Annotated in this window: 31 protein-coding genes, 2 tRNA genes and 3 pseudogenes; 23 read left to right on the forward strand and 13 right to left on the reverse strand. The window is 72.7% G+C overall.

Annotated features, from left to right (window positions below):
* Positions 1-91: 91 nt before the first annotated feature.
* Together B1L11_RS32325 and B1L11_RS32330 are read left to right on the forward strand one after the other, a co-directional pair.
* On the forward strand, positions 92-1030 hold the full coding sequence (locus B1L11_RS32325; protein ID WP_079319167.1) for a tripartite tricarboxylate transporter substrate binding protein: 939 nt from the start codon (positions 92-94) through the stop codon (positions 1028-1030).
* Positions 1031-1075: 45 nt separating this feature from the next.
* Positions 1076-2131 carry a mechanosensitive ion channel family protein gene (locus B1L11_RS32330; protein WP_079319168.1) on the forward strand — a complete coding sequence of 352 codons (1056 nt, stop codon included), beginning with the start codon at positions 1076-1078 and terminating at the stop codon, positions 2129-2131.
* Positions 2132-2141: 10 nt separating this feature from the next.
* Here the strand turns inward: B1L11_RS32330 and B1L11_RS32335 are convergent, their stop codons facing one another.
* Positions 2142-2528: a hypothetical protein gene (locus B1L11_RS32335; RefSeq protein WP_079319169.1), complete on the reverse strand. Its 387-nt coding sequence runs from the start codon at positions 2526-2528 to the stop codon at positions 2142-2144.
* A gap of 319 nt (positions 2529-2847) precedes the next feature.
* Between B1L11_RS32335 and B1L11_RS32340 the strand changes: the two genes are divergently transcribed.
* The 4 genes and pseudogenes from B1L11_RS32340 (at position 2848) to B1L11_RS32355 (ending at position 4893) form a co-directional block, all read left to right on the forward strand.
* Positions 2848-3063: a hypothetical protein gene (locus tag B1L11_RS32340; RefSeq protein WP_143737700.1), complete on the forward strand. Its 216-nt coding sequence runs from the start codon at positions 2848-2850 to the stop codon at positions 3061-3063.
* The gene (locus tag B1L11_RS32345) at positions 3053-3298 is read left to right on the forward strand and encodes a hypothetical protein (protein ID WP_143737701.1); all 246 of its coding nucleotides are present in this window, start codon (positions 3053-3055) and stop codon (positions 3296-3298) included. The genes B1L11_RS32340 and B1L11_RS32345 overlap by 11 nt, the downstream gene beginning before the upstream one ends.
* Positions 3299-3361: 63 nt before the next feature.
* Positions 3362-3697 carry a hypothetical protein gene (locus B1L11_RS32350; RefSeq protein WP_079319172.1) on the forward strand — a complete coding sequence of 112 codons (336 nt, stop codon included), beginning with the start codon at positions 3362-3364 and terminating at the stop codon, positions 3695-3697.
* A 156-nt stretch (positions 3698-3853) separates the two neighbouring features.
* Positions 3854-4893: pseudogene (locus tag B1L11_RS32355) on the forward strand (P1 family peptidase).
* Positions 4894-4917: 24 nt separating this feature from the next.
* On the opposite strand, the gene B1L11_RS32360 reads toward B1L11_RS32355, so the two are convergent.
* Together B1L11_RS32360 and B1L11_RS32365 are read right to left on the reverse strand one after the other, a co-directional pair.
* Entirely contained in the window at positions 4918-6159 is a 1242-nt protein-coding gene (locus B1L11_RS32360; protein WP_079319173.1) for a DUF5685 family protein, read from the reverse strand.
* 150 nt (positions 6160-6309) lie between these two features.
* Positions 6310-7500 (reverse strand): RNA-guided endonuclease TnpB family protein, encoded by a 1191-nt coding sequence (locus B1L11_RS32365; protein WP_079319174.1) that lies wholly within the window; start codon positions 7498-7500, stop codon positions 6310-6312.
* A gap of 363 nt (positions 7501-7863) precedes the next feature.
* Between B1L11_RS32365 and B1L11_RS32370 the strand changes: the two genes are divergently transcribed.
* A complete protein-coding gene (locus tag B1L11_RS32370) occupies positions 7864-8628 on the forward strand; it encodes an enoyl-CoA hydratase/isomerase family protein (RefSeq protein ID WP_079319175.1) in 765 nt (254 codons plus the stop codon).
* 160 nt (positions 8629-8788) lie between these two features.
* Positions 8789-9262: a hypothetical protein gene (locus B1L11_RS32375; protein WP_143737702.1), complete on the forward strand. Its 474-nt coding sequence runs from the start codon at positions 8789-8791 to the stop codon at positions 9260-9262.
* Positions 9263-9290: 28 nt separating this feature from the next.
* Here the strand turns inward: B1L11_RS32375 and glgC are convergent, their stop codons facing one another.
* The gene (gene glgC / locus B1L11_RS32380; RefSeq protein ID WP_256863072.1) at positions 9291-10664 is read right to left on the reverse strand and encodes a glucose-1-phosphate adenylyltransferase; all 1374 of its coding nucleotides are present in this window, start codon (positions 10662-10664) and stop codon (positions 9291-9293) included.
* On the opposite strand from glgC, the gene glgA reads away from it, so the two are divergent.
* Positions 10602-11786, forward strand: a complete 1185-nt coding sequence (gene glgA, locus B1L11_RS32385; protein WP_079319178.1) for a glycogen synthase — start codon at positions 10602-10604, stop codon at positions 11784-11786. The genes glgC and glgA overlap by 63 nt on opposite strands.
* Here glgA and B1L11_RS52460 read toward each other — a convergent pair.
* Both B1L11_RS52460 and B1L11_RS54230 read right to left on the reverse strand, forming a co-directional pair.
* Entirely contained in the window at positions 11770-12150 is a 381-nt protein-coding gene (locus tag B1L11_RS52460) for a zinc-binding dehydrogenase (protein WP_306291733.1), read from the reverse strand. The genes glgA and B1L11_RS52460 overlap by 17 nt on opposite strands.
* A 316-nt stretch (positions 12151-12466) precedes the next feature.
* A pseudogene (locus B1L11_RS54230) lies at positions 12467-12814 on the reverse strand (alcohol dehydrogenase catalytic domain-containing protein); the annotation flags it as partial.
* A gap of 126 nt (positions 12815-12940) precedes the next feature.
* On the opposite strand from B1L11_RS54230, the gene pgeF reads away from it, so the two are divergent.
* A complete protein-coding gene (gene pgeF, locus B1L11_RS32395; RefSeq protein ID WP_143737703.1) occupies positions 12941-13561 on the forward strand; it encodes a peptidoglycan editing factor PgeF in 621 nt (206 codons plus the stop codon).
* A gap of 49 nt (positions 13562-13610) precedes the next feature.
* Here the strand turns inward: pgeF and B1L11_RS32400 are convergent, their stop codons facing one another.
* Positions 13611-14069: a MarR family winged helix-turn-helix transcriptional regulator gene (locus B1L11_RS32400; RefSeq protein WP_218671459.1), complete on the reverse strand. Its 459-nt coding sequence runs from the start codon at positions 14067-14069 to the stop codon at positions 13611-13613.
* Positions 14070-14119: 50 nt separating this feature from the next.
* Between B1L11_RS32400 and B1L11_RS32405 the strand changes: the two genes are divergently transcribed.
* On the forward strand, positions 14120-14512 hold the full coding sequence (locus B1L11_RS32405) for a VOC family protein (RefSeq protein ID WP_079319179.1): 393 nt from the start codon (positions 14120-14122) through the stop codon (positions 14510-14512).
* On the opposite strand, the gene B1L11_RS32410 is transcribed toward B1L11_RS32405, so the two are convergent.
* A complete protein-coding gene (locus B1L11_RS32410) occupies positions 14506-15426 on the reverse strand; it encodes a TIGR03564 family F420-dependent LLM class oxidoreductase (protein ID WP_079319180.1) in 921 nt (306 codons plus the stop codon). The two genes, B1L11_RS32405 and B1L11_RS32410, sit on opposite strands and share 7 nt — an antisense overlap.
* A gap of 86 nt (positions 15427-15512) precedes the next feature.
* On the opposite strand from B1L11_RS32410, the gene B1L11_RS32415 reads away from it, so the two are divergent.
* Positions 15513-15956 (forward strand): TetR/AcrR family transcriptional regulator, encoded by a 444-nt coding sequence (locus B1L11_RS32415; protein WP_256863073.1) that lies wholly within the window; start codon positions 15513-15515, stop codon positions 15954-15956.
* On the forward strand, positions 15884-16057 hold the full coding sequence (locus B1L11_RS55380; protein WP_372974751.1) for a hypothetical protein: 174 nt from the start codon (positions 15884-15886) through the stop codon (positions 16055-16057). Before B1L11_RS32415 ends, B1L11_RS55380 begins: the two co-directional genes overlap by 73 nt.
* On the opposite strand, the gene B1L11_RS32420 is transcribed toward B1L11_RS55380, so the two are convergent.
* Positions 16008-17117, reverse strand: coding sequence for an SPFH domain-containing protein (locus B1L11_RS32420; RefSeq protein WP_179155427.1), 1110 nt, complete (start codon positions 17115-17117; stop codon positions 16008-16010). The two genes, B1L11_RS55380 and B1L11_RS32420, sit on opposite strands and share 50 nt — an antisense overlap.
* Before the next feature lie 245 nt (positions 17118-17362).
* On the opposite strand from B1L11_RS32420, the gene B1L11_RS45850 reads away from it, so the two are divergent.
* The 4 genes from B1L11_RS45850 (at position 17363) to B1L11_RS32435 (ending at position 20849) form a co-directional block, all read left to right on the forward strand.
* Entirely contained in the window at positions 17363-17644 is a 282-nt protein-coding gene (locus B1L11_RS45850; RefSeq protein ID WP_143737704.1) for a hypothetical protein, read from the forward strand.
* Positions 17532-18086: a hypothetical protein gene (locus tag B1L11_RS32425; RefSeq protein WP_143737705.1), complete on the forward strand. Its 555-nt coding sequence runs from the start codon at positions 17532-17534 to the stop codon at positions 18084-18086. The genes B1L11_RS45850 and B1L11_RS32425 overlap by 113 nt, the downstream gene beginning before the upstream one ends.
* A gap of 230 nt (positions 18087-18316) precedes the next feature.
* Entirely contained in the window at positions 18317-20083 is a 1767-nt protein-coding gene (locus tag B1L11_RS52470; RefSeq protein WP_079319182.1) for a YhjD/YihY/BrkB family envelope integrity protein, read from the forward strand.
* Between the two features lie 52 nt (positions 20084-20135).
* Positions 20136-20849 carry a phosphatase PAP2 family protein gene (locus tag B1L11_RS32435; RefSeq protein ID WP_179155428.1) on the forward strand — a complete coding sequence of 238 codons (714 nt, stop codon included), beginning with the start codon at positions 20136-20138 and terminating at the stop codon, positions 20847-20849.
* Between the two features lie 62 nt (positions 20850-20911).
* On the opposite strand, the gene B1L11_RS32440 is transcribed toward B1L11_RS32435, so the two are convergent.
* On the reverse strand, positions 20912-21568 hold the full coding sequence (locus tag B1L11_RS32440; protein ID WP_256863074.1) for a hypothetical protein: 657 nt from the start codon (positions 21566-21568) through the stop codon (positions 20912-20914).
* A 292-nt stretch (positions 21569-21860) separates the two neighbouring features.
* Between B1L11_RS32440 and B1L11_RS32445 the strand changes: the two genes are divergently transcribed.
* The gene (locus tag B1L11_RS32445) at positions 21861-22778 is read left to right on the forward strand and encodes a hypothetical protein (protein ID WP_079319184.1); all 918 of its coding nucleotides are present in this window, start codon (positions 21861-21863) and stop codon (positions 22776-22778) included.
* Between the two features lie 163 nt (positions 22779-22941).
* Here B1L11_RS32445 and B1L11_RS32450 read toward each other — a convergent pair.
* The 3 genes from B1L11_RS32450 to B1L11_RS32460 form a co-directional block, all read right to left on the reverse strand.
* Positions 22942-23012, reverse strand: a tRNA-Cys gene (locus tag B1L11_RS32450).
* Positions 23013-23042: 30 nt separating this feature from the next.
* Positions 23043-23114, reverse strand: a tRNA-Gly gene (locus tag B1L11_RS32455).
* 54 nt (positions 23115-23168) lie between these two features.
* Entirely contained in the window at positions 23169-23831 is a 663-nt protein-coding gene (locus B1L11_RS32460; protein WP_143737706.1) for an ACT domain-containing protein, read from the reverse strand.
* A gap of 150 nt (positions 23832-23981) precedes the next feature.
* On the opposite strand from B1L11_RS32460, the pseudogene dusB reads away from it, so the two are divergent.
* The 5 genes and pseudogenes from dusB to B1L11_RS32480 all read left to right on the forward strand — a co-directional run.
* Positions 23982-25045, forward strand: a pseudogene (gene dusB / locus B1L11_RS32465) (tRNA dihydrouridine synthase DusB).
* A gap of 67 nt (positions 25046-25112) precedes the next feature.
* A complete protein-coding gene (locus tag B1L11_RS55385; protein WP_218671460.1) occupies positions 25113-25388 on the forward strand; it encodes an ABC transporter ATP-binding protein in 276 nt (91 codons plus the stop codon).
* Entirely contained in the window at positions 25337-25738 is a 402-nt protein-coding gene (locus B1L11_RS48865; protein WP_372974752.1) for an AAA family ATPase, read from the forward strand. Before B1L11_RS55385 ends, B1L11_RS48865 begins: the two co-directional genes overlap by 52 nt.
* Positions 25735-26115 carry a hypothetical protein gene (locus tag B1L11_RS32475; RefSeq protein ID WP_079319186.1) on the forward strand — a complete coding sequence of 127 codons (381 nt, stop codon included), beginning with the start codon at positions 25735-25737 and terminating at the stop codon, positions 26113-26115. Before B1L11_RS48865 ends, B1L11_RS32475 begins: the two co-directional genes overlap by 4 nt.
* Positions 26016-26683: DUF6297 family protein (locus tag B1L11_RS32480; protein ID WP_256863075.1), on the forward strand; the 668-nt coding region annotated here is incomplete at its 3' end. The genes B1L11_RS32475 and B1L11_RS32480, both read left to right, overlap by 100 nt.

The following is a 26683-nucleotide window of genomic DNA, read 5'->3' on the forward strand; positions in this document are numbered from 1 at the left end:
ACCGCAGCCGTAACGTCCGTTATGTGGTGACATGGTGTAGTTACTCATAGTCTGTGCGTGTAAGGGACTCTTCGGGTAGGAGGGTGCCGACATGCGACGCCGTACGGTCCTCGCACTGGGAGTCCTGGCCCTCGCGGGCGCGTGCGGCGTCCAGGAACCGCCGCGCCGCAGGGAGCTCTCCCTGGCCGTCCCGGGCCCGCCCGGAGGATGCGGGGACGGCGTCGCCGCCGGGATCAAGGCGCTCGTCGAGGGGCGCGGCTGGGCCCGCGCCGTACGGATCAGGCGGGAGGCCGGCGACGGCGGGACGGCTCTCGCCCGGCCGGGCGGGCCGCGGACCGACCTGGTGATCGCCGATCCCGCGCTGCTCGCCGCCTGCGCGCGGGGCCGCGACCCGCTCCTGGTGACCAGGGCGGTCCCGCTCGCGCGGCTGACGGGGGAGTGGGAGGTGCTGGTCGCCTCGCCCGACTCGGGTTATCGCACGTTCGAGCAGTTCGCCGCCGCGCTGCTGCGCGACCCCCGGGGGCCCAGGGTGGCGGGGGGCGCCGACCGCGGCCCGGAGCACCTGCTGCTCGGCATGACCGCGCAGGGCCTGGGAGCCGACCCCCGGCTGCTCGACTACGTCGCGTTCGACAGCAGAGCGCAGGCCGTCGCCGCGGTCCTCGACGGGCGGCTCGCGCTCGGATTCGGCAGCAGGCGCGAGGTCGCCCCCCACGTGCGCGCCGGACGCCTGCGGCCGCTCGCCGTCTCCTCCGCCGAGCGGCTGCCCGGGGTGGACGCGCCGACGTTGTCGGAGTCGGGCGTGCGGATCGTGTACGCCGACTGGACGGGGCTGATCGCCCCGCACGGCACGCCCGAGCTTGACGCCCTGCTCGACCTGTGCCGGGCCGTCGCCGACACTCCGGGGTGGCGGAGCCTGTGCGACCGCAACGACTGGACGCCGATGTGGCTCGACGGCGACGACTTCCGCCAATGGCTCGCCGGCGAGGCGCGCCGTACGGCCCTGCTCCTCACCGATCTCGGACTCCGTTGAACTCACGCGGTTTTCGGCGTACCCGTAAAGGGCAAAGGGAACGCCATGACGACGACAGGGGGCGCCGTCACAACGGCAGCGTGGAACTGGGTGACCTTGGCGATCGCCGTGGCCGCCGCGATCGTCGCGGTGGAGCTGGTCCGGCGGGTGCTGAAATCGCGCCTGATAGGGGAGCGGTGGGCGCTCGCCGGGCCGTTCGTGCGCCGGTGCACCTGGCCGGGCTTCGCCTCGGCCGTGGTGGGCACCGTCAAGGCGGCCTACGATCCCGACATGCCCGGGTCGGACTCCCACGGCTTCCAGCGGGTGCTCGCGCTGCTGCTGATCGCCTGCGTGACCTGGCTGATGATCCAGGCGGCGTACGCGGTGACCGACGTCGTCCTCGACCGGCTCACCCGGGTCGAGGGCGAGCGCAACCGCAGGGCCCGGCGCATCCGCACCCAGATCACACTGGTGCGCCGGGTGTCGGCGGCGGTCGTCGTGGTGCTCGCGCTGGGGGCGATGCTGTTCACCTTCCCGCAGGTGCGGGCGCTGGGCGCGGGGCTGCTCGCCTCCGCGGGCATCGCCGGCGTGGTGGGCGGCATCGCGGCCCAGTCCACGCTCGGCAACATGCTGGCCGGGCTGCAGCTCGCCTTCAGCGACGCGCTGCGGCTCGACGACGTGGTCGTGGTGGAGAACGAGTGGGGCCGCATCGAGGAGCTGACCCTCACGTACGTGGCGCTGCGCCTGTGGGACGAGCGGCGCCTCATCCTGCCGGTGTCCTACTTCACCACCAACCCGTTCGAGAACTGGACGCGTCACGAGAGCCGCATCCTCGGCAGCGTGTACCTCCGGGTGGACTGGTCGATCCCGGTCGACGAGGTGCGCACCGAGCTCTACCGGGCGCTGCGCGAGAACCCGCTGTGGGACCAGAAGGACTGGACACTGCAGGTCACCGACATCACGCCGGAGGGGCTGGTCGAGCTGCGCGCCCTGATGAGCGCGGCCGACTCGGCGAGCGCCTTCGACCTGCGCTGCGACATCCGCGAGCACCTGGTCGGGTTCATCCGCGAGAAGTACCCCGAGAGTCTCCCGCGCCTGCGCGTCGAGGCCCCCGCACGCTGAGCGACGGGCGTCAGGGGGCGTTGGACGGCCGCAGGAGTCTGCTCGCGCCCGCGATGAGCGCGGTGGCGAGGATCCAGCCCGCGGCGACCAGGCCGTTCGCCAGCCACTGGGTCCATCCGGCCGGCTCCCAGGCGCCTCGCTGCTCGAACACGCTCACCGGCACGAGCAGGTCGAGGGTGTAGACGAAGGCGTTGAAGTGGCGCGACTCGTCCAGCCCGATCTGGTGCGGCGGCCACTGGGTGAAGACCGCCGTGCCCGTCGCGAGGAGCAGCGCGGCCCACAGGCCGGCGAGCCAGGGCCGGTAGCCGTACCCGACGAGCCCGTCGAGCAGTCGGCCCCACAGCCGCCCGGGCAGCCGCAGCGTCCGCCGCCGCGCCCGCTGCCTGGCCAGCAGCACCCGGCGCGCGTCCGGCTCGTGCCCGATGCGCCGGCAGTAGGCGGCCAGCTGCTCGTACGGCTGGGGCCGGTAGCCCCCGGGGTCCGCGCCGCAGCCAGGAGAGGCGGTCGGCCAGGGTCGCGGGCCCGCGCAGCGACTCGTACGTCAGCCCGTTGAGCCGCACCTCGCCCGGGTAGCTCTCCGGACGGTCGAACAGCACGCCGAAGCGGGAGTAGCCGAGGTTGACCTCGCCCTCGATCGCCTCGGGCAGCAGGATGAGCTCGTCCGCCTGCATGTGGCTCAGATGCAGCACCCGGCCCGGCGCCCGCAGCACCGCGCCGTGGAACGACAGGACCCCGTCGATGCGCGCGCCGCGCAGCCGTACGGTCCCGTCGGCGGTGAAACCCGCGCCGAGTTCGGCCGTGGCGGCCTGAAGGTGGTCGGCGTGCACGGCGGGGGTGCCGTCCGCCGTGACGACCGCGCCCTGGAGATAGAGCCCGCTGGAGAAGCGGGCGCCGATCAGCCGCAGGCCGCCAGTGGCCCGCATGTCGCGTAAGAAGGCGCTGCCGTCCACGACGAGCCCGCCGGCCCACAGCGCGACCGACTTCCAGGTCCGCGGCTCCTCCGATCCCTCGGGTCCGTTCCACGGGGTCTGCTCCATGGGCGGCTCCAGGGACGACGCCCCGGGCGGCATGCCCCGGTTCTGCGCCTCGCCGGGAGTGCCCACCCGCGTGCCGGAGAGCCGGAGCTGCCCGGTCACGTGGGCGTTGTCCAGGCGCACCCCCGCGTGAACGACCGATCCGTCGAGGTCGAGGAGCCCGTCGACCGTGGCCCGGCTTGCTCGGAAGCGGTAGATGTCGCAGCGCCGCAGCCGTACGCCCCTGGTCCTGGCGTCGTTGAGCGAGACCGTCCCGGCGATGTGGCAGTCGAGCAGGTGGACCTTCGCCTCGATCGTGGCGTCGGACAGGTTGAGGTCGCCGACGATCCGGGCTCCGGAGAGCCGGACGCCCGGCACCCGGGCCGATCCGCCGATGCCCCGGTCGAGCACCAGCGCGGAGATCACCTCCGCCCGGACCACCCGCGAGCGGCCCCACACGCCGCTCGAGTCCCCGCTTGAGCCCCACCCGCCGCCGGAGGAGGAGCCCGTCTCCCGGCCATGGCGCAGGTCGACCCAGGCGCCGGTGGGGTAGGCGTCCCAGAGCCGTCGCTCGGCGGGGGTGAGCCGGCGGAAAGGGGGCCGCGATCTTCGCATAAGCCGACGATATCGCCGATCTTCCAAGGGGCCGGCGCTCCGGCGGACCGGCCCGCGCACCGCGGGAGAGCGTGACACCGACAAGATGAACGCCATGGACAACCATCTGAACGGGCGCGTACGGGCGCGCTCGCTGGGCGTCGTCGTCGGCGCGTTGCCGACCGGGCCGCTGAACGCGATCACCGATGTCGACGGGGTCCTGGTGGGTCACACCACGATCGACGACGGCGCCGATCTCCACACCGGGGTCACCGCCGTCGTTCCCCGTCAGTTGATCGCCGGGCGGCGGGGGCTGCCCGCGGCCGTCCACGCCGGCAACGGGTACGGCAAGCTGGTCGGCTCGACCCAGGTCGACGAACTCGGCGTGCTGGAGTCGCCCGTCGTCCTGACCGCCACGTTGTCGGTGTTCCGGGCGGCCGACGCGCTGCTCACCTACCTGATGGACCGCCGCCCGGACGGGATCTCCTTCAATCCCCTGGTGGGCGAGACCAACGACGGCTTCCTTTCCGACATCCGGCGCGCCCCGTCACCGAACGGCACGTCCTCGACGCGCTGGAGGGAGCGTCCGGCGGGCCGCCCGCCGAGGGATGCGTGGGGGCGGGGACCGGGACGACGGCCCTGGGATACAAGGCCGGCATCGGCACCTCCTCCCGGCGGCAGGCGGTGGACGGCGCTCCGGTCACGGTCGGAGCGCTCGTCCAGGCCAACTTCGGCGGCGTGCTGACCGTCCGCGGTGTCCCGATGCCCGTCGGCGAACTCATCCCGGGGGCCGGTCGTCACGAGCAGCCCGCCGGCTCCTGCATGATCGTGGTGGCCACCGACGCGCCGGTCGACGCACGTCAACTCGGCCGCCTCGCCCGCCGCGCGATCTTCGCGATGGGCCGTGCGGGCGCGTCGTACTCCCACGGCAGCGGCGACTACGCGATCGCCTTCACCACGGCGCCGCCGGGGGTCCCACTCCTGCCCGACGAGGCGCTGAACCCCGTCTTCGCCGCGGTCATGGACTCGGTCGAGGAGGCGCTGCTCAACTCCCTGTTCACCGCGACGACCACCACCGGCTTCCGCGGTCGCACGAGCCATGCGGTCCCCTACGACCGGCTCCCGGCACCGGACGGCCGGACCGCGCTTCCGTGAGCGCCGGGTGCCAGGTGCCAGGTGTCAGGAGCCGCAGTCGCAGCAGCAGCCGTCCCCGCAGGAGCAGCCGTCGCCGGAGCAGCAGTCGGAGCACGACGAGCAGCAGTCGCAACAGTCGCAGCAGCCCGAACAGTCGCAGTCGTCGCAGAAGCAGCGCTCGGTCCACGGCGAGTTCCGGTGCTCGCTCCATGGGCGGGCGGTAGACGCCCGCAGGTCAGGAAGACCGCCACCCCGGCCGCCGCGCGGCCCGAGCCCCGGAGGCCCGGCCGGCGGCTCCCCGAGGGGCCCCGGCGGGCCCTCGGGTGGCGCCGGCGAGGTCCCCTCGGCTCGCGTACGGTCGCCTTGCACACGGTCGGCTTGCCCACGGTGCGTCGCACAGGCGGCGCCGTGGGCGCGCGGCCCGAACGCCCGGTCGACGGCGCGGCGGGTCTCGCCGCACAGCAGCGCCTCGACGAGGTGCCGCTCCTCCAGGTCGAGATCGCGTACGGCCAGGCGCAGCCCGTGCAGCGCCTCCTCGCACACGTGCCGGGCCTCGGCGGGGGAGGTGCCGGTCGCGTCCAGCGGGTTGTACGCCCCGCGGGCCCGGTCCTCGGCGAGGTCCTCGACCGCGTCGATCAGGTGCGCGATCCGGCCGAAGAAGCGGCCGGCCTCGCGCAGGTTCTCGGCATTGCCCGGCCGGCCCGCGAGCACGGCGGTGTGCGCGAAGGCCGCGGCAACGGCGGTCTCGGTGGGCTCGGTGATCTCGAGCAGCCCACGCCCCGGGGACGTCTCCAGCAGCGCCTGGCGGGCGGATACCTCGGTCAGGACGGCCGTGTCGAAGCCGATCGACTCCGCGCCGCGCCGGGCGGCCGAGGCCCAGGCGGCGGCCGTGGCGCGCATCGGGACGCCGGCCACGCGCCGGGCCGCGATCCCGTCGCCGTCGGACGCGTGGTCGCGGATCTTGCCCGAGGCGAGGGCCAGCGAGACCACGGCGGCCAGGCGGGCGCCCCGGTCGTCCGACCGAACCACCTCCGCCGACCGGAAGCCGCGCAGCGCGCAGGGCCCCGCGGTGCGCCGGTTCGGCCCGGCGGCCCCCGCTCCTGAACGGGCTCCCGACTGGGCCTCGGTCAGGACGGACAGGATGAGGCCGTCGTAGTTGGTCGCCATGCGGGCCAGGTGCCCGTGCCGGTCCCGCAACGTCAGGCAGAGCCCGCACAGGTGCGCGCGCCAGGCCTCGTGGACGGACGGGCAGGAGTGGCGGGCACACGGCCGGAGGATCCCGAACACCCAGAGACTCCTTGGGGGGTCATGCGTACGGGATCGTCCCGTTGCGCGGCGATTATGCCATCGCGGCCGGGACCCCTGCCGGAGCAACCGGGGGGAAGCCTGGACAATCGAGGGGTGACTCCTCCGCTCCCTGAAGGGAGCGGCTTCTCGCTAGGCCGCTTCCGCAGCGTCGCGAAGGGCAAGCCCTGCCCTGAGGATGTTGATCGCCGCGTTCACGTCGGCGTGCGCGGTGTGCCCGCATGCCGTACAGGCGAACTCGGCTTGGGTGACGCGGTTCTCCCTTGCCACATGCCCGCACCGCGAGCAGGTGCGGGAGGTGTTGCGGGGATCAACTGCGATCAGCTCTCGACCGGCACTTTCAGCCTTGTACGCGAGCACACGCAGGAACACCCCCCAACCCGCGTCCAGGATGCTCCGGTTCAGCCCCGACTTGGCAGCGACGTTCCGCCCGGGTCGTTCGATCGTGCCGGACGCGGACCGGGTCATGTTCGCGATCCGCAGGTCCTCGTGCACGATCACGTCATAGCCGCGGACCAGGGTCAGCGCGGCCTTGTGCGCGCCGTCCAGGCGTTGGCGACGGACCTTCGCGTGCAGCGCCGCCACCCGCGCCACCGCCTTACCGCGCCGCTTGGACCCCCGCTTCTTGCGGGCCAGAGCCTGCTGGGCCGCCGCCAGACGGCCGGCGGAGGAGGCCAGGTGGCGCGGGTTGGCCAGGGGGTCACCGTCGCTGGTGGTGACCAGCGATGCCACGCCCATGTCCAGGCCCACGGCCGCGCCCGTCGCGGGCAAGGTCTCGGCGGGGACGTCGTCGCACGACAGGATCACATACCAACGGGTGCCTTCCCGCTTGATACTGATCGTCTTCACCCGGCCCCGCACCGGGCGGTGCTGATGCACCCGAACGTGCCCGATGCCCTGAAGGCGGACGAACGTCGCCGTGGGGTGCTCGGGTTGGGAGTCCCACCGGCAGCCGTCCCCGTCCTTGGGCCACTCCACCGTGTCGAACCAGCCGCGCCCCTTGAATCTGGGGAACCCGGGTGTGCGCCCCTCACGGACGCGGACGAAGAACGCACGGAACGCCTTGTCCAATCGGCGGAGCGTGGCCTGCTGGGAGGAGAACGACCACCGGCCCTGACCGGCGGGGTCATCGGCGCGGATGTCCTTCAAGTCTGCGGACTGGTCACCGTAGCGAACGGTTACACCCGCCTTGCGGTAGGCCGTGCACCGGTGCTCAAGGGCGGCGTTGTAGAGCTGCCGGTGATCCTCAAGGCAGGCGGCGAGCGAGGCGGCCTGCTTGATGGTGGGGCGCAGCAGGAACTTGACCGACCGGCGCACGCCCACCCCCCGTTCATTCCTACGTTCAGTAATCAGATCACCACGCTACTGGAAGGCGCCGACAAAACCGGGAGGGAGGAAGCGCGGAATCAGCGGTCAGCCGAAGCAGGCCGCGGATGAGCTCCTCAAGGCGGGCCTTCATCCGGCCACTCAGAACGGGACGGCGGTACTTCGGACATCACACCACGTGGTACCCGAGGTCATACGCCGCACCGGGGGAGGTGCGCACCTGAGGAGTCACACGATCATTACAGCACCGTCCGTCTAATCGCACCGGTGAAAGGCATCCGCGATGAGCCCAGACAGAAAACCAGCCAGGGGCGGCCTTCCCCCGTCGCCTGAAGGCCACGGTCCCCTGCAGAGGTTCTGATGGAAGTTACCGACGGGTTCGAACTGGCCCTCGACGAGCACGTCGCCACCCTCACCCTCAACCGCCCCGCGAAGCGCAACGCCGTGACCGCCGCCATGTGGCGGGCGCTGCCGGGCATCCTCGCGGACCTCGCCGCCGACCCGAAGGTACGTGTCCTCGTCTTTACCGGAGCCGGGGGAACTTTCTGCTCCGGCGCTGATATTTCGGAAATTCATGAGCTTGGCGATAACGACGATGACACCGGTCTTACCGTTGTCGCGGAGCACGCACTCGTGACCTTTCCCAAACCCGTGATCGCGATGATCGAGGGATACTGCGTCGGCGGCGGATGCCAGCTCGCGCTCGCCTGCGATCTGCGCGTCGCGGCGGCCGGGGCCCGCTTCGGCGTCACCCCGGCCAAGCTCGGGATCGTCTACCCGCTCAGCTCCACGCGGCGGCTGGCGGAGATCGCCGGACCCGCCACCGCGAAGCTCCTGCTCTTCTCCGCCGAGCTCATCAGCGCAGATCACGCATTGCGTACCGGTCTCGTCGACGAGGTCTGCCCGCCGGAGGAGTTGCGCGAGCGCGTGTACGGCCTGGCGGCCACGATGGCCGGCAGGTCCCGGCTGACGCTGGCGGCGGCCAAGCAGATCATCGACGGCCGGGCCGGGGAGGCCGAGGTGCGCGCCTGGCAGCGGGAGGCCAGGGAGAGCGGCGAAATGGCCGAAGGTGTCCGGGCATATCGGGAGGGGCGTTCCCCTGGATTCTCTTGGGATGCAAAATAGGCATAAACGGGACTCGCAGTGGTAATGACCCTGTGAGGTGTGAGATGTCGCAGAATCCATTCGCCAGGTTCGCTCGCTGGCTGGGACTTGATAGGAATCCGCTTCGGCGCCGTGCGACCGGGTCGAAGCGGTGGTACGGCTTGCCGCGGTGCTGGGAGTCATGGCCGCGATCGTGTTCGGAGTGATGCTCGGCATCCGCGAGTACGGCAACGGCCTGAGGACCGAGGCTCAGCAGGCGCGCACCCGGCATCAGGTCGTCGCCACACTGGCGGGCGACGTGACGACGCCCCGGCTGTCGGTGGCCGGAGCGGCGGTCGGGCATGCCCAGGCCACCTGGACGGCCCCCGACGGCACGGCGAGGACCGGTGTCATCGAGGTCTCGCCCAGCAGACATGCGGGCGAGACGGTGCGCATCTGGACCGACGACAAAGGCGTGATCACGCCCCGGCCGCAGGACCGGGAGACCACGGTGGTCGCCGCGCTGACCGTCGGCACGGGCGTCCCGCTGGCCGCCGCCGCGATGCTCGCGCTGCTGGTGACCGGCACCCGCCTGGTCAACCAGCGCAGGGCCCGCCGGGTGTGGGAGGCCCAGTGGACCGTGGTCGAGCCCATGTGGCGGATCAACGGCCGCTGACCCGCTCGCCGCGCACGGACGGGCGGGCTCAGCGGTCGACGATCTCGTTCTTCCCGATCACGACCACACCGCTGCGGGTCACCGCGAAACGCTGGCGGTCGTACTCCGGGTCGAAGCCGATCCGGGCGCCGTCGGGGATGACCACGTTCTTGTCGATGATGGCCCTGCGGACGATCGCGCCCCTGCCGATCTTGACCGAGCCCATCAGCACCGAGTCCTCGACGTGCGAGTGGGAGTGCAGCACCACGCCGGGGGACAGGATCGAGCGCAGCGCGGTGCCGCCCGACACGATGACCCCGGGCGACACGAGCGACTCCAGCGCGTGCCCCACCCGGTCGCCCTCGTTGTGCACGAACTTGGCCGGCGGCAGCGGATCGTTGCCGGTGTAGATCGGCCAGCGGTCGTTGTAGAGATTGAAGACCGGCTGCACGGAGATGAGGTCCATGTTGGCCTCGTAGTAGGCGTCGAGCGTCCCCACGTCGCGCCAGTAGCCGCGGTCGCGCTCGGTGGAGCCGGGCACCACGTTGTTCGCGAAGTCGTACACCTCGGCGCCGCCGCTCTTGACGAACATCGGGATGATGTTGCCGCCGAGGTCATGCTTGCTGCTGGGGTCGAGGGCGTCCTCGCGCAGGGCCTCGATGAGGGCCTGGGTCTTGAAGACGTAGTTGCCCATCGAGGCGAAGATCTGGTCGGGCGCGTCGGGCAGGCCGACCGCGTCCTTCGGCTTCTCGCGGAACGCCACGATCCTGCGGCCCGAGGGGTCCGCCTCGATGACCCCGAACTGGTCGGCCAGTTCGAGGGGCTGGCGGATCGCGGCGACGGTCACGTCCGCGCCCGAGTCGATGTGCTGGTCGACCATCTGGCGGGGATCCATCCGGTAGATGTGGTCCGCGCCGAAGACGATCACGTGATCGGGCATCTCGTCGTAGATCAGGTTGAGGTTCTGGAACAGCGCGTCGGCCGATCCGGCGAACCAGCGCGGCCCGAGCCGCTGCTGCGCGGGCACCGGGGTCACGTAGTTGCCGAGCATCGACGACAGCCGCCACGTCCGGGAGATGTGCCGGTCCAGGCTGTGGTTCTTGTACTGCGTCAGCACCACGATCTGCCAGTAGTGCGCGTTCGCCAGGTTGGACAGTACGAAGTCGATGAGCCGGTAGATGCCGCCGAAGGGCACGGCGGGCTTCGCCCGGTCCGCGGTCAGCGGCATCAGCCGCTTGCCCTCTCCACCCGCGAGCACGATCGCCAGGACCTTCATAGGCAGGACCTTAACCCGCGAAATGGCTAACAAACACCAGGGACACCCGCAAACAGCGCGGATCAGGACTCTAAGCTCACTCGTATGCGTGTCGATCTGCTGAGCCGTGAGTATCCGCCCGAGGTGTACGGCGGGGCCGGAGTCCATGTCGAGTACCTCGCGCGGGAGCTTCGCGGGCTGGCCGACGTGCGGGTTCGCTGCTTCGGCGCCCCGCGCGAGGAGCCCGGCGTGCGGGCCTACCCGGTCCCCGGGGGGCTGTCCGGGGCGAACGCCGCCCTGCAGGTGCTCGGCGTCGACGTCGAGATGGCGGCCGGCTGCGAGGGCGCGGACGTCGTGCACAGCCACACCTGGTACGCGAACTTCGCCGGCCACGTCGCGAAGATGCTGTACGGCGTGCCCCACGTGATGACCACGCACAGCCTGGAGCCGCTGCGCCCGTGGAAGGCCGAGCAGCTCGGCGGCGGCTACACGCTCTCGTCGTGGGCGGAGCGGACCGCGCTCCACGCGGCCGACGCGATCGTCGCGGTGTCGGAGGGCATGCGGCGCGACGTGCTCACGGCCTACCCGGAGGTCCCCGCCGAGCGCGTACGGGTGATCCATAACGGCATCGACACCGAGGAGTACGCGCCCTCCCGGGGCACCGAGGCCCTGGTCAAGCACGGCATCGACCCCGCCGTGCCGTACGTCGTCTTCGTGGGGCGGATCACCCGGCAGAAGGGCCTCGTGCACCTGCTCCACGCGGCCCGGTCGTTCGACCCGGCGGCACAGCTCGTGCTCTGCGCGGGCGCGCCCGACACGCCGGAGATCGCCGAGGAGGTCACGGCACTCGTGCGCGAGCTGTCGGCCTCCCGCAAGGGCGTGGTGTGGATCTCCGAGATGCTGCCCAGGCCCGAGGTGATCCAGATCCTCACGCACGCCACCGTGTTCGTGTGCCCCTCGGTCTACGAGCCGATGGGCATCGTGAACCTGGAGGCGATGGCGTGCGAGACCGCCGTCGTGGCGACCGCGACCGGAGGCATCCCCGAGGTCGTCGCCGACGGCGAGACGGGCCTGCTCGTCCCGATCGACCAGGGCCGGGACGGCGAGCCGCACGACCCGGAGGCGTTCGCCGCGGCGCTGGCCGAGCGGGTGAACACGGTGCTCGGCGACCCGCGCCTCGCCGCCGCGATGGGCGAGGCCGGGCGCGTGCGCGCGATCGACCACTTCTCCTGGCGGCGGATCGCCGAGCGCACCCACGAGCTCTACGCGTCGCTCACCGGCCAGGGATGATCATGGTGACGCCCGGATGCGCGCCCGGCCGGGTCAGCGCGTCCGGCGCGTCGTCCAGGCCGATGGTGCGGGTGACCAGCAGGCCGGGGCGGAGCACGCCCGCCGCGATCAGCTCCAGCATCGGGGGATAGGCGTGGGCGGCCATCCCGTGGCTGCCCACGATCTCCAGCTCGTGCGCGATCACCCGGCCCATCGGCAGGGCCGTCTCCCCGGGAAGCAGGCCCACCTGCACGTGGCGGCCCCGCCTGCGCAGGCCGCCGATCGACGCGGCGCAGGTGGCGGCGTCGCCCAGCGCGTCGAGGGAGACGTCGGCGCCGCCGCCCCCGGTCGCCGCCCTCGACCCGCGCGGCCGACTCCTCGGGATAGTCGCCCTCCCCGAGCAGGACGCACTCGGCCGCGCCGAACCGCCGGGCCAGGTCGAGCGCGGCGGGGGACACGTCCACCGCGACGACCCTGGCCCCCACGGCGGCGCCGATCATCACGGCCGACAGCCCGACCCCGCCGCAGCCGTGCACGGCGAGCCACTGGCCCGCCCGGACCCGCCCCTGCTCGACGACGGCGCGGAAGGCGGTGGCGAAGCGGCAGCCGAGGCTCGCCGCCGTGGCGAACGCCATGCCGTCCGGCAGCCGCACGAGGTTCACGTCGGCGTGGTCGATCGCCACCAGCTCGGCGAACGACCCCCAGTGGGTGAAGCCGGGCTGGGTCTGGCGCTCGCACACCTGCTGGTCGCCGGCCGCGCACTCGCGGCAGCTCCCGCAGGCGCAGATGAACGGCACCATCACCCGGTCGCCCGGCCGCCAGCGGCTCACCCCCGGGCCGGCCGAGTCCACCACGCCCGCCAGCTCGTGCCCCGGCACGTGGGGCAGCGCCGTGATGTCCGCGTCGTGGCCCATCCACCCGTGCCAGTCGCTGCGGCACATCCCGGTCGCCTCGACCCTGATCACGACGCCGTCCGGCGGCGCCACCGGGTCCGCCACCTCGCGCACCTCGGCCCGCCCGCCGAACTCCTCGTACACCACCGCGCGCATGTCACGCTCCTTTCCCAGGCCGTACGCTAATCGGGTGATTGCGATCGACCGGGTACGGATGGCCTTCACCGACCGGCACGGCGGCGTGAGCGCCGGGCGTACGGCACGCGCAACCTCGGCGGGGCGGTGGGGGACGACCCGGCGGCGGTCGCCGAGAACCGGGCGAAGACGGCCGCGGAGTTCGGGCTCGACCGGGTGGTCTTCATGCGCCAGGTCCACGGGACCGACGTCGCCTACGCGGAGGAGCCCTTCGGGAACGACCCGCCCGCGCTGGACGGGGTGTTCACCGACCGTCCCGGGCTCGGCCTGGCGGTCCTGGTCGCCGACTGCGCGCCCGTGCTGGTGGCCGACCCTGTGGCCGGGCTGGTCGGCGGCGCCCACTCGGGGCGGCCGGGTACGGAGGCGGGCGTGGTCCCCGCCCTCGTCGAGGCGATGGCGGCGCGGGGCGCACGGCCGGAGCGGATGGTGGCCGTGATCGGGCCGTCGGCCTGCGGGCTGTGCTACGAGGTGCCGGAAGACCTGCGCGAGCGCGTCGCCGCCCGCGTGCCCGAGACCTGGTCGCGGACCCGGCAGGGCACGCCCGCGCTCGACATCCGGGCCGGGATCGCGGCCCAGCTCAGCCGGGCCGGCGTGGCCGACGTGCGGCACGACGACCGCTGCACGATCGAGACGGCCGATCTCTACTCCTACCGTCGAGAGCAGCGCACGGGACGCTTCGCCGGTTACGTCTGGCTCGTCGGCGACTGAGACCGCTCCGCCGCCCGCGGCAGCTCCATGGTGGGCGGCCGGAGGCGTCTCAGGCCCGTGCCCGCGGCTCCAGCCCGGCGTACGCCTTGCGGAGCAGCGCGTGCAGGGTCGCCCGCTCGTCCTCGTCCAGCGCGGCCAGCAGGTCGTCGCGCACCTCGCCGGCCTGGCGCAGGGCCGCCTCCAGTGTGGCCCGGCCCGCGGGGCTGAGGGCGACCCGGTATCGCCGCCGGTCCTCGGGGTCGCGCTCGCGCTCCACGAGGCCGAGCGGCACGAGCGTGTCCATCACCTCAACGAGGTCGCTGGGGTCGATGCCCAGCCGGGCGCCGAGCTCGCGCTGGGATGCCGGGCCGAAGTCGCGCAGCGCGGCCAGCACGGCCATGTCCCACAGGCCGATGCCGTGCCCGCGCAGCCGGTCGCCCATGCGGCGTCGCCCGGCGATGCCCACCTTCGACAGCAGGAACGCGGTGATCCCGAGCAGGGACGGGGGGAGTTGCGGCACGTCGCTCACGGGAGCAGGATAGGGCACACCCAATAGTTGGTCCTTACCAAGGGATTTCCATGGACGCTCTGTATCCCCGCGTGCTCGCCTCCCGGTTCGCCGAGTGCTTCCGCTTCTACGACGGCCTGCTCACCGCGGTGGCGGGCGCGCACCTCGTGAAGGGCGCGGAGACGGGGCCGTACGCCAACTGGGACCGGGACACGGAGGCGGTGCTGGCCCTGCTCGACCGCGAGATGCTGGCGAAGGTCACCGGCGTGGACCTCGGCGGCGGAGGCGACGGGACGATGCTGGTCCTGACCGTGGACGACGTGGACCGGGCCGCGGCCGTCGCGGCCGCCCACGGAGGCCGGGTCGTGGCGCCGCCGAGCGCCCGGCCCGAATGGGGGCCGACCTGCCGCACCGCCCACCTGCGCGACCCCGACGGCAACCTGCTGGAGCTCCAGTCCTACTGATCGCCGCCGCGCCGCCCGCGCAGCGCGGCCAGGAGGCCGAGGGTCCGCGCCCGCTCGCGCGCGTCACCGAAGGGGCTCACCACGAGTTCGGTCGCGCCCGCCTCGGCATAGGCCCGCACGGCGCGCTCGACCGCCGACTCGTCCCCGGCCACGACCGTCTCCTCCACCCCCGACCTGCCCTGGCGGTCCAGGATCGCCCGGTAGCTGGGCAGGTCGCCGACGGGTCCGAGGGACTCCGCGACCCGCCGCCGTACGCCCTCGGGGTCGGCGGTCACGCTCACGATCACACCGGCGACGACGCGTGGCCGCGGCCGTCCGGCGGCCGCGGCGGCGCGGGTGACCGTCGGCGTCACGTGGTCGGCGATCGTCTCCGGGCCGGTCCAGACGGTCACCGCGCCGTCGGCGAGTTCGCCGGCCATCCGCAGCATGACCGGCCCGAGGGCGGCCAGCAGGACCGGCGGCGGCTCGGCGCCCGGCACCTCGACCCGCCCCGCCGCGGTCAGCGTCTCCCCGCGGTAGTCGACCTGCTCGCCTCGCAGCAGCGGCACGAGCGCGGACAGATATTCGCGGACGTGCCGGGCCGGCCGGTCGTACGACAGGCCGAAGTGCGTCTCGATGAGCGGCCCGTGGCTCGGCCCGATGCCGAGCGTGAAGCGGTTGCCGCTGGCCGCCTGGGTGGTGAGCGCCTGCCCGGCGAGCGCCAGCGGATGTCTCGGGTAGGTCTGGGTCACCGCCGTGCCGACGGCGATCCCGGGCACCTCGCGGGCGGCGAGCGCCGCGAGCTGGACGGCGTCCCATGACAGAACCTGGTTGAAGTAGGCGCTGTCCAGGCCGGCCTCGGCCGCCTCGCGCACCTGCCCGATCAGCTCGTCCAGGCCCAGGCCGTTCCCTCCGGCGAGCACTCCGAGTTTCATCGCGCCTCCAATATGAATCGGAAATTCCGCTTCCGGTTGTGCACCCTACAATAAGCTGAATCTCGGATTCCGGTTGGGGGAGACCTGTGCGAGCCGACGCCCGGCGCAACCGCGCGCTCATCGTGGACGCGGCCGTCGACCTGTTCACGGCCCGGGGCCCGGAGGCCTCGATGGAGGAGATCGCGCAGGCGGCCGGCCTCGGCGTGGGCACGCTCTACCGCCACTTCCCGGACCGGCGGGCGCTGCTGGAGGAGATCGCGGCCGGCGCGCTGCGGACCCTGCTCGATGCCGCGCGGGACCACGCCGCCCGCCCGGTGAGCCGGTGGGACGCGCTGCTGGCGTGCGTCCGGTGCGGCGCCGACCTGCCACTGGCCCTGACCAAGTCGCTGTCGGACGCGTCGAGGCCCATCCGGAGCTGGGCCCGCTCGTACGCGACCTCGACGCCACGCTCGAAGACCTGGCCGCGGGAGCCCAGCGGGAGGGCGACGTCCGCGACGACATCACACCGCGCGAGGTCGTCGGGCTGCTGAGCGTCGCCGTGTGCCGCCCCGGCGCCCGGCCCGACGACGCGCTGACCACCGTCATCCTCGACGGGCTCGGCACCCGGACGGCCTCGCGCGGGCGGGCCTGACGATCGACGCCACCGGCGGCGGGGGCTCTTGCGGGCGGGGATGCGGGGCGAGCGGGGCGCCGCCTGCGCCGGTGACCGGCCGGACGGTCCGGGGACGGTTCACTTGCGTGGGCACGATGATCTCGGAGTTGCCCGGGGCGTAGACGGTGATGCCCTGGGGCAGCGACTTGAGCTTGTCGATGTCGGCGCAGGCCGGGCACCGCTCGTATCCCGACTGGCGGGCCCGGTCGGCCTTGGCCCTCGCCTCGGCCGAGTCGACCTCCGCGAGCGCCTCGGCGACCCGGGCGCTCGCGGCCAGCGCCCTGGTGACCGCCTGCTGCACGTCCTGGGGCAGCGTGACGCGGACGAGGTTGAAGCGCATGCCGGTGAGGAAGCGGTCGCCGAGCGTCTGGGCGAGGTCGTGCTCCAGCGTGGTGTTGACCGCGTCCTGCACCCGGGTGATGCCGCCGTTCGCGTCGTGCGGCTCCAGCCTGACCCCCTGCCGGGCCTTGTCGACCAAGGCGCAGGTGGGGACGAGGTCCGCGCACCGCATCGCGCCGATCTGGGCGCGCAGCGCGTTGTCGACCACCGGGCGTACGGCCTGGCCGAAGAAGGCGGCCCAGCCCTCGTCGCCGTCCCAGGCGTGACGCTGCTCCCCGTCCTGCCCTCGGAAGGTGCGGGTGCCGAACTTGTCGTCGAACCGCTTGAGCGTCGCGTGGTCGAGGTTCAGCGTGAAATACAGCGTGCCCTCGATGCCGAGGTCCACCCCGTCGCTGCTCGGTACCGTCACGACGTCCACGCCGAGGGTCGTGGCCCGCTTGGCGTCGGCCGTGATGGTGTAGAAGCGCTGCTGGGCGGGGTAGCGGTGCGCCGACGACCACAGGCCGGTCCACGTCAGGCCCGATGCGGGATCGACGATCTGCCGGATTCCGCTGTCGTCGAGCGGCCCGCCGTCGCGGATCACCGCGACCTCGCCGCCGTCGGTGCGTTCGAAGCCCGTGACCGCGCCGAAGAGCGTGACGAGCGCCGCCACGACGGCGACGGCGAGGCCGGTGACACCGAGTGCCCGCATCGGTCCCATGGAGATCGCTCCTTAGGAGAGGGGTTTCCTCCAAAGTAAAAATCGTTCAACAAGTCGACAAGAGGCTTGGAGGATGATTTTTGCCTGCACGTGCCTTGCGGGCGGCTTGCAGCGGTTGCGGAAAGCCTGCGGCAAGGGGCGTGCAGGCGAGCGGGCCTATCACTGAGGTGCACGGACCCGGCGGCGACGGCCGGACCGGGACCGCCGATCAGCACCCTCGTCCCGCAGCAGCACAGGAGACTGTCATGAAGCGCACCCTGCTCGGCCTGGCCACCGCCACGATCGCCGGTCTGGCCGTCACCGCCCCCGTCACGCTCATGGCCGGCCCGGCCTCCGCCGGCGGCGACTTCGGCCCGAACACCTGCCTGGAGGGCTACGTCTGGCGCGAGGCCCGCACGGGGCGACGTCGTGTGCGTGACGCCCGCGACCCGCACGCAGACCCTCGCCGACAACGCCGCCAAGGCGTCCCGCTGGACCTCCGGCCCGTTCGGCCCGCACACCTGCGTCACCGGGTACGTCTGGCGTGAGGCGTTCACCGGCGACGACGTGTGCGTCACCCCCGCCGTCCGCGCGCAGGCCAAGCTCGACAACGGCAAGGCGGCCGACCGCAGGGTCTCGGCCCGGCTGTGGATCAGCCGTTACACCGTCCCCCCGGTGGACAACGGCGACGGCACCTCCACCAGCACCTCGGTCGACGACATTCCGCGGCTCAAGATCAACGGCGACCACTTCAACATCGGCCAGGTCAGGCTCTACATCCGCTACAACACCGGCAGGCTCTACTGGAGCGGCACGGTGAGCGCGAGCGCGCACAGCGGCTACGCGGGCGGCAGCTTCGGCAAGAAGACCGGCGTGTTCGACTGCGCCGCGGCCGGCAAGGCGGCCAACGCCTACGCGCAGGCCCAGGACGTCGTCTCCGGCCGCTGGTCGCCCCGCCTTCCCGTACGCGTCGGCTGCGCCGTCCTGTGACACCCGCTACTCAATGGCACCGGCGGTGCCGCGACACGGAGGACCGGTCCGGTCGGGCCGGTCCTCCGGCGCGTCGTGGACAGCCGCCGCCCAGGTCAGGGGATCTTCTGATAGGCCTGGCGTTCCAAGCACCGTGATCGGGGTAGTCGGTGGGCCTGCGGGGACCGCCGGAGGCCGGCCCGCGACCCGGCCCCCGGTGGTCCCCACCCCCTGACGATGTGAGGACTGACATGGGAACCGCGACCCCGGTGCCGGAGACCAGGAGCATGAGCGGCGACGAACTGTCGGCCGACGACGCATACGCCGCCATACGACGGTACGGCGGCTGGCACCTCATCCGTGACGCGTACGTCCGGTTCAGGTACGGCGACGGCACGAGCAACGCCCGCTCCTTCGCGTTCCAGACCTGCCTCGCGATCATCCCGGGAGCGATCGCCATCGTGGGTCTGAGCTCGGTGCTGCACCAGGAACACCTCGGCAGGCTCCTCGAGCTCACCCTGCGGCGGCTCACTCCCGGTGCGGGCTCGCAGGTCATCCAGGAGACGCTCAGCCAGAGCCACCACGCCTCGGGCGCGGGGGAGAAGCTGGCCCTGTGGCTCGGTCTGCTGACCGCGCTGGTGTCGCTGACCACCGCCATGGGCCAGTTCGAACGCGGAGCCAACCGCATCTACGGCATCGAGCGCGACCGCCCCTTCGCGGCCAAGTACGGCAGGGCGCTGCTGATGGCCGTCACGGCGGGCCTCCTCATGAGCGTCGGCTTCGTCATCCTGGTCGGCGGCGGCGCGGTCGGCGAGGCCGCGGCGCACGTCTACGGCTGGAGCGACACGACCCAGCGGTTGTTCGGCTGGCTGCGCTGGCCGATCGGCTTCCTGCTCGCCGTCCTGTCGATCTCGGTGCTGTTCCGCTCCTCGCCCCGGCGCAAGCAGCCCGGCCACACCTGGCTCGCGGTCGGGGCGACGGTCGCCGTGCTGCTGTGGACGCTGTTCACCTGGCTGCTCGCGCTCTACACCGCCAGCAGTCACACCTTCGGCGCGACGTACGGCCCGCTCACGGCGGTCATGGCGCTGCTGCTGTGGTCGTTCCTCAGCTCGATGGCGCTCTTCCTCGGCCTTTCCTTCTCGGCGCAGCTGGAGGCCTGCCGTGCGGGCCGCGGCGAGCCGGCCGAGCCCCGACCCCGGCCCCGCCCCGGCCTCGTCGCGGGAGCGGCAGCCGGTCGGGAGCGGCCGATGAGCTGGTGGCGCAGGCGGCTCGACCCCGAGCACGGACTGGGCCTGCGGCTGACGGTGGCGACGGCGGCGCTGGCGCTGATCGGCGTGCCGTTCACAGTGCTGCTGGTCTTCGTCAAGACCTCCTTCGGCCCGCTCACCGAAATCGACCAGGGCGCGGCGTGGGACCTGCACGCCTACGCCATCGGCAACCCCGGGTTCGCCCGGCTGATGCAACTGACAAGCGACGTCTTCGCACCGCTGACCTGGCGGATCGCGGTCGGCGCCGCGGTCGCCTGGCTGGTCTGGCGGCGCGCCTACCACCTGGCCCTGTGGGCGGCCACCACGATCACGGTCGGCGGCCTGCTCGGCCTCGCCCTGAAGGTCATCGTCGCGCGGGCCCGGCCCAGCCTGCCCGATCCCGTCGCCATCGCCCCCGGCGCGTCGTTCCCCTCGGGACACACGGTCAACGCCACGCTCGGCGCCGGGATCCTGTTGCTGCTCGTGCTGCCCCTCGTACGGGAACGCGGGCGGGCGGTCGCCTGGACGCTCGCCGTGCTGATCCCGCTGGCGGTCGGCTTCAGCCGGATCGCGCTCGGCGTGCACTGGTTCAGTGACGTGGTGGGCGGACTGGTGTTCGGCGTGGCCGTGGTGGCCGCCACGGCCGCCGCCTTCGAGACCTGGCGCCGCCGCGACGTGGGCCGCCGCCCCGCACAGCCGTTACGCGAGGGCGTCGGGCCCGAGACGAAGAGGGAGATCGCCCCCGAAGGAGGACGAATTGGCCGCCGATAGTAAACGTGGTACGGCGCGGGACGCCCGGTCGTCCTCCATGCCCACTCGACGCGTGCCCTCTCGACGTGTGGCCGCGGAGACGGCGCGGCGGGTCCTGCTGCCGCTCGCGCTCATGGCCCTGGTGACCCTCGGGCTCGGCCTGCTGCTCACCCGGGTCCTGGAGCACTCGACGCTCGTCGCGCAGGACGAGGCGGTCAGCCGCGAGATCGCCCAGGAGCGCACGCCGTTCTGGAACGAGGTGACCCACTACGCCTCGATGCTGTCGGACACCCCGGTGATCATCGTGGTGACGACGATCATGGCGATCCTCTTCCGGGTCGTCTACCGGCGCTGGCGGGAGTCGGTCTTCCTGGTGGCCGCCGTCTGCGCCCAGTCGGCGATCTTCCTGCTGGCGACCGTGTTCGCGCAGCGAGCCCGCCCGCACGTGCCGCATCTCGACCCGGCGCCGCCCACGTCCAGCTATCCGTCGGGGCACACCAGCGCCGCCGTGGCGTTCTACTGCGGCGCCGCGCTCGTGCTGACTCTGCACACGCATCGCCACACGATCCTGAACGCGCTGTGGTGGCTGCTCGGCGCGGGAGCGGCCCTGGCGGTCGGCCTGGCCAGGCTCTACCGGGGCATGCACCATCTGACGGACGTGAGCTGGGGCTACGTGCTCGGGATCTTCTGCGTGGTCGTGCTCGCCCAGGCCCTGCTGCTGCGGCCGATAACGGCGTCGCGGCGGGCCGCGCCGAAGCGAGCCGTACGCGGGGCCGCGCTTACCTGACCGGCTCACCGATCATCCGGTTTACGGCCACCGGCTCCGCGGCGAGCCGGTGGCCGTGGCGGTCAGGCCGAAAGGCCGGTGAGGCGGCAGGCGTCCGCCCAGCGTGCGGGATCCACCGCGGCGGGGGCGGGCTCGGCGGCTTCCGCGGCGGACTCGATGGCGGTTCCGGCGGCGGGTCGCAGCAGGGACCAGCAGTCGTCGATCGCGTCGGCCAGCAGATCGCGCAGCAGCGGATCGGGGTCGGGCACGCACGCCTGAGCGATGCCCCGCACCGCGAGCTGCACCGTGTTCGGCGCGGCGTACCTGCGGAAGCCCTTGGGCGAGACCCGCACCCCGCGCCCGAAGGTGTAGGCCCAGCGGGTGGCGTCCGGCACCTGGGCCAGCGCCTGCCTGCTGCGCTCGTCCAGGTCGCCGGCGGGGCGGCCCTCCAGCTCGGCGAGCACGTGCTCGGCCGACAGGATCGAGACCGCCATCGCGAGCTGGCGCTCATGCGCGACGACCGGCAGCGCGGCCCTGGCCGAGCACAGGGCGATCCGCGCGTCGAGGCGCGGATCGTCGCCTGTCAGGCCGATCACCGACGGAATCAGCTCGGCCAGGCGGGGCCGGGCGGTGTCGGAGGTGTGGTCGTTGACGAGGCGGGCGAGCCCGGCGAGCAGCGGGTGCGTACACGACGGATGGTCGCTCCACCGCTCACCTGCGAGGTAGGACGCGAACTCCATGAAGCAGGCGCCCTTGCTGGGATTTCGATGCTTGCCACGAGAGAGCATGGGCATCGCTGGAGGCATCTGACCGTGCACGAGCTACTCCACGCTGAATCGCCTGTTGTGTCCCTTTCAGTGTGCGCTCGCTATCGGACGTTGAGAAGAACTCTTACCGCGACTTGTCCCTCGCATGAGGGAACGCACCAGTGGCGGCCACGGCGGCCGTCACCGATAACAAGCCCGCCGGGGTTCTCCACATCCATGGGGTGCATCGTGACAGCTACTTGGGCGGGTTGTTTATTGAAGAGATATGCCTGCAGACATCGACGACCAGGCGGTGAGCGACTGGTGCCTTGAGCACCTGGGCTCCCCCGTCGCCGGACGCACCTTCACCGCGGGAAACCTGTCCACGGTGTACGGCCTGCGGCTGGCCGACGACCGCGAGGTGGTGCTGAAAGTTCGGAACGCTGATCCGCGGCTGGACGCCTGTACCTGGGTACAGCGCCGGATGTGGCAGGCGGGATTCCCGTGCCCGGAGCCGTTGACCGGTGTGCTGCCGCTGGGACCGAAGGCCGCCAGCGCCGAGGCGTCGCTGCCGGGCGGTGGACCACCGGAACTCGCCGATGCGCCGCGGCTGTTCGCCGGTCTCCTGGCCGACTTCGTGACCTGTGCGGAGAGCCTCGGAGCGCAGCCGGTCCTGCGGCCCGCGCCCGCCTGGGTCCACTGGTACCACCAGGAGGACGGCGTCTGGCCGGTCCCGAACGACCGCGACGTCGACCTCAATGCCGAGCGGTGCTCCGTCACCGCATGGGTCGACGAGCTCGGTGCGGCCGTGCGCGAGCGGCTGGAGGAGGTCCGCGACGCGGCGTGCGTCATCGGACACGGGGACTGGGACGGGCGCAACGTGACGTTCCTCCGCGGCCGGCCGCTGGCGGTCCACGACTGGGACAGCGTGGTCTACGAGCCCGAGGTGGTGATCGTCGGTCAGGCGGCCGCCATGTTCGAGGGCGGGCCCACCGGTGCGGGCGCCTCGGTCGAGCGGACCGAGGCATTCCTGGAGGCGTACCAGAGCGCGCGCGGACACGCGTTCAGCGAGAACGAACTGCAGCTGTGCTGGGCGGCGGGCCTGTGGGTGCGCGCGTTCAACGCCAAAAAGTTCCACCTGGACGACTTCGACGCACTGGGGCGCGAAGAAGCCGGCACGAGGATGAGGCGTGCGGGGCTCTGACGTGACGACGGGCGGGATCTGGTCGGCGGCTCCACCCACCGCTGCCGGCCGCGCCGGATCATGCCCGGCAGCAGCCCGATCCGAGCGCAACGACCGTGGAAGCGGAAGTGCCGTGCGTCGCGCGGCACCCGCGCCGATATCCGGAAGCGGATCGGAAAAACAGAGGTGGAGACGGGATTTGAACCCGTGTACGCGGCTTTGCAGGCCGCTGCCTCGCCTCTCGGCCACTCCACCAGAGCGAGGCCCGCAGTCGTGACCTCTCGGAGCGGAAGACGGGATTCGAACCCGCGACCCTCACCTTGGCAAGGTGATGCTCTACCACTGAGCCACTTCCGCGTCCGCCTTGCGGCGACGTGGCTACTGTACCGGGTTTTCCGCTCCGGTGTGTACTCAGAACGGCCGGGCGCTCGGCCTGCGGAACACCCGGTCGGCTCCCCGCTCGATCGCGGGCAGGGTCAGGAAGATCTCCAGGATCCGCGTGAGCCGGTGCACCTCGTTGCGGTGGAAGGCCGGCCCCTCCGCCCTGGCCAGCATCAGCGACAGCGCCAGCGGCGGCAGAGGTGCGACGATCACGTGCAGGCCGGACGGCAGCGTGGCGGCCGTCGGCCGGGGCGGTGTGTCCTCGGGGAAGGGAATGTCCTCGGGCGCCCGCCAGCTCGCGTACACGGTGACGCGCGGGTCCTTCTCCGTCGTCGCCGCCGCCCAGTCGGCGCTGAACAGCACCGGCATGGAGTCGATCAGCGTGCCGAGCGCGCGGTCGCCCGCCGTGGTGAGGAACTTGAGGATCTCCAGCTCCGGATAGGTGCCGGGCGCCTCTCTGGTACCCCAGACGCCCTCGATCCTGACCTCGTCCACGCCTTCCAGAGCCCGTACGAGGTCCTCTCGGGGGGCGGTGTCGGGCCAGTAGACGGTGAAGTCGTCGAGGGCGCGGCCGTCGCCCCGGTCGAGCACCGTCACCTGCGTGATGTCGGCGCCCGCGGACCCGAGGATCCCGGTCACCTGGCTCAGCGAGCCCGGACGATCCGGCAAGGCGATTCTCAGCCGCAGCAACATGACGACCTCCCCCACCGTTGGTCCAGGTCAGATTAACCGGGGCAAATGCCTCACGTCCATGATCTTGTACGGCTCACCGCCGGCAGCGGGGAGAATGAACGAGTGAAAATCGGCGCGCTCGAGGTCTGGCCCCCGGTGGTGCTCGCTCCCATGGCGGGCATCACGAACATCGGTTTCCGCACGCTGTGCCGGGAGCAGGGCGGCGGCCTGTTCGTGTCCGAGATGATCACTTCGCGGGCGCTGGTCGAGCGGGTGCCGCTCACGTTCCAGATGATCCGGTTCGGCGCGGACGAGTCCCCTCGCAGCATCCAGTTGTACGGCGTCGATCCGGCCGTCATCGGCAAGGCCGCGCGGATGATCGCCGAGGAGGACCTGGCCGACCACATCGACCTGAACTTCGGCTGCCCCGTGCCCAAGGTCACCCGCAGGGGCGGCGGGTCGGCCCTGCCGTACAAGCGCAACCTGCTGCGCGCCATCCTGCGCGAGGCGGTGGCCGGCGCCGGGCCGCTGCCGGTCACGATGAAGATGCGCATGGGTATCGACGAGGACCACCTGACCTACGTCGAGGCGGGACGCATCGCCGTGGAGGAGGGCCTCGCCGCCGTCGCCCTGCACGCCCGTACGGCCCGCCAGCATTACGGCGCACCGCGCACTGGGACGCGATCAAGCGGCTGAAGGACGCGGTGCCGGAGATCCCGGTGCTCGGCAACGGCGACATCTGGAGCGCCGACGACGCGTTGCGCATGGTCGCGGAGACCGGCTGCGACGGCGTGGTGATCGGGCGGGGCTGCCTGGGGCGGCCGTGGCTGTTCCGCGACCTCGACCTCGCCTTCCGGGGCTCGGCCGAGCGCGTCCGGCCCCGCCTGGGTGAGGTCGGCGCGATGATGCTGCGCCACGCCGAGCTGTTGTGCGAGGTCATCGGCAGTGAGCCGCACGGGCTGGCCGACTTCCGCAAGCACGTCGGCTGGTATCTCAAGGGCTTCGTCGTCGGAGCCGAGACCCGCCGTGCCCTCACCTCGGTCACCCGGCTGTCGGAGATGGCCGAACGGGTGGCCGAGCTCGACGCGGACCAGCCGTGGCCGGACGAGGCCGACGGCCCCCGCGGCAAGAGCGGCGAGAGATCGAAGGTGTCGCTGCCGCACGGCTGGCTCGACGACCCCGACGACATGACGATCCCAGGCGCCGGGGCCGAGGACCCCACCTCCGGCGGCTGAGCGCGTTCATGGCGCCCGCTCCGCCCGCGAGCTCATGGCGCCCGCTGCGCGCGCGTAGGCTCGGGGGATGACGAACGCGATCATCACGGCCCGGGGGGTCGGGCTGGACCTGGGCGGCGTGCCCGTGCTGCGCGGCGTGGATCTCACCGCCGCTCCGGGCGAGATCGTCGCCGTCATGGGGGAGAACGGCGTCGGGAAGTCGACGCTGCTGCGCTGCCTGGCCGGCCTGCACCCCTCGCCGCGCGGCGAGATCGACGTCCTCGGCGGGCCGCCGGCGGATGTGCCGGACTTCTGGCGGCGGGTCGTGCAGGCGGCGACGAGCCCGCCTGGTATCCGGGCCTGAGCGTCCGCGAACACCTGGAACTGATGAGCGCCGTCCACCAGGACGCCCGCCTGACGGTCGGCGAGGCGCTGGAGACCTTCGAGCTGAGCACCCGGGCCGATCTCGCCCCGCTGCCGCTGTCCACCGGTCAGCGGCAGCGGCTGTCGCTGGCGATGGCGCTGCTCCGGCCGAGCCGCCTGCTCCTGCTCGACGAGCCGGAGCGCGGCCTGGACGCCGGATTCAGGCAGCGCCTCGCGGGGATCCTGCGCGGCTACGCCGCCGAGGGCGGCACGGTCGTGATGGCCACCCACGACGCGCGGCTGGCGCAGGACGCGGGAGCCCGTGTGATCACGCTGCGGGCGGCGTCGTGATCCCGGCGACCGCGCGGACGCACCCCGCCCTCGCCTACCTCCGTGCCCGCCGCGGGCGGCCGGCGACCTGGTCGGACCGCTACACCAGGATTTTCGGCCTGCTCGTCGCCGCCGCGGTGATCGGCCGCCCGGTCGCGGACGCGCTCGCCGGGCTGGCCCATCACGCCGACCCCGCGCGGCTCGGCCCCGGGCTCGCGCTGGTCGCGGCGGCGTACGCGGGCTTCCTCGCCCTGGCACGGGCGCTCGGACCCGTCGTGCTGCCCGCCGCCGACGCCGCGTGGCTGGTGACCTCGCCGCTGCCCCGCAGGCCGTGCTCGGCCGTACGGCGCTGCTCCTGCTGTCGGCGGCGGTGCTCGCCGGGGCGGCGCTCGGGCTGACCGCGCTGTCGGTGTTCGGAGCCCCTGACCGGCTCGGTGTGCGTCTCGCGGCGGCGCTGGCGCTCGGCGTCGCGGCGGGCGTGGGCGGCATGGCCGCGGCGGTGCTCGGCCAGCAGTCCCCGGCCTCGGACGCCCGGCTGCAGTTCCTGATCGCCGGGATGCTTTCCGTGGCCGTGCTCGCGGCCGTGCTCGGCGCGGGCCCCGGCCGCCGGATCCTCGCCACCGTCGCCGAGGCGCCCGCGTCCCTGGGCGCGGCGGTCGCGGGCGTCGCCTCCGTCGTGGCCGCCTTCCTCGTACGGCGGGCCTGGGCGGCGCTCGACCGCATCCCCGCCCGCCGGATCCTGGCCTCCTCGACCAGGACGGCGCGGGTGACCTCGGCGGCGACCACGCTGGATCCCGGGATGCTCACCTGGGTCGCGGAGGACGCCCACTGGCGCGACCGCGCGCTGCGTTCCCGCCCCTGGCCGCGCCTCGTGTCGCGGCTCGGCGCCGCGCCCCGCGCTGGCCTGGCAGGAGTGGGCTGCGGGTGGGGCAGGGCGGCCGGGCCGCCTGGGGGGCGCTGCTCGGC

The organism is Microbispora sp. GKU 823 (genome assembly GCF_002027145.1).
In the GTDB taxonomy this organism is placed as follows: Bacteria; Actinomycetota; Actinomycetes; order Streptosporangiales; family Streptosporangiaceae; genus Microbispora; species Microbispora siamensis.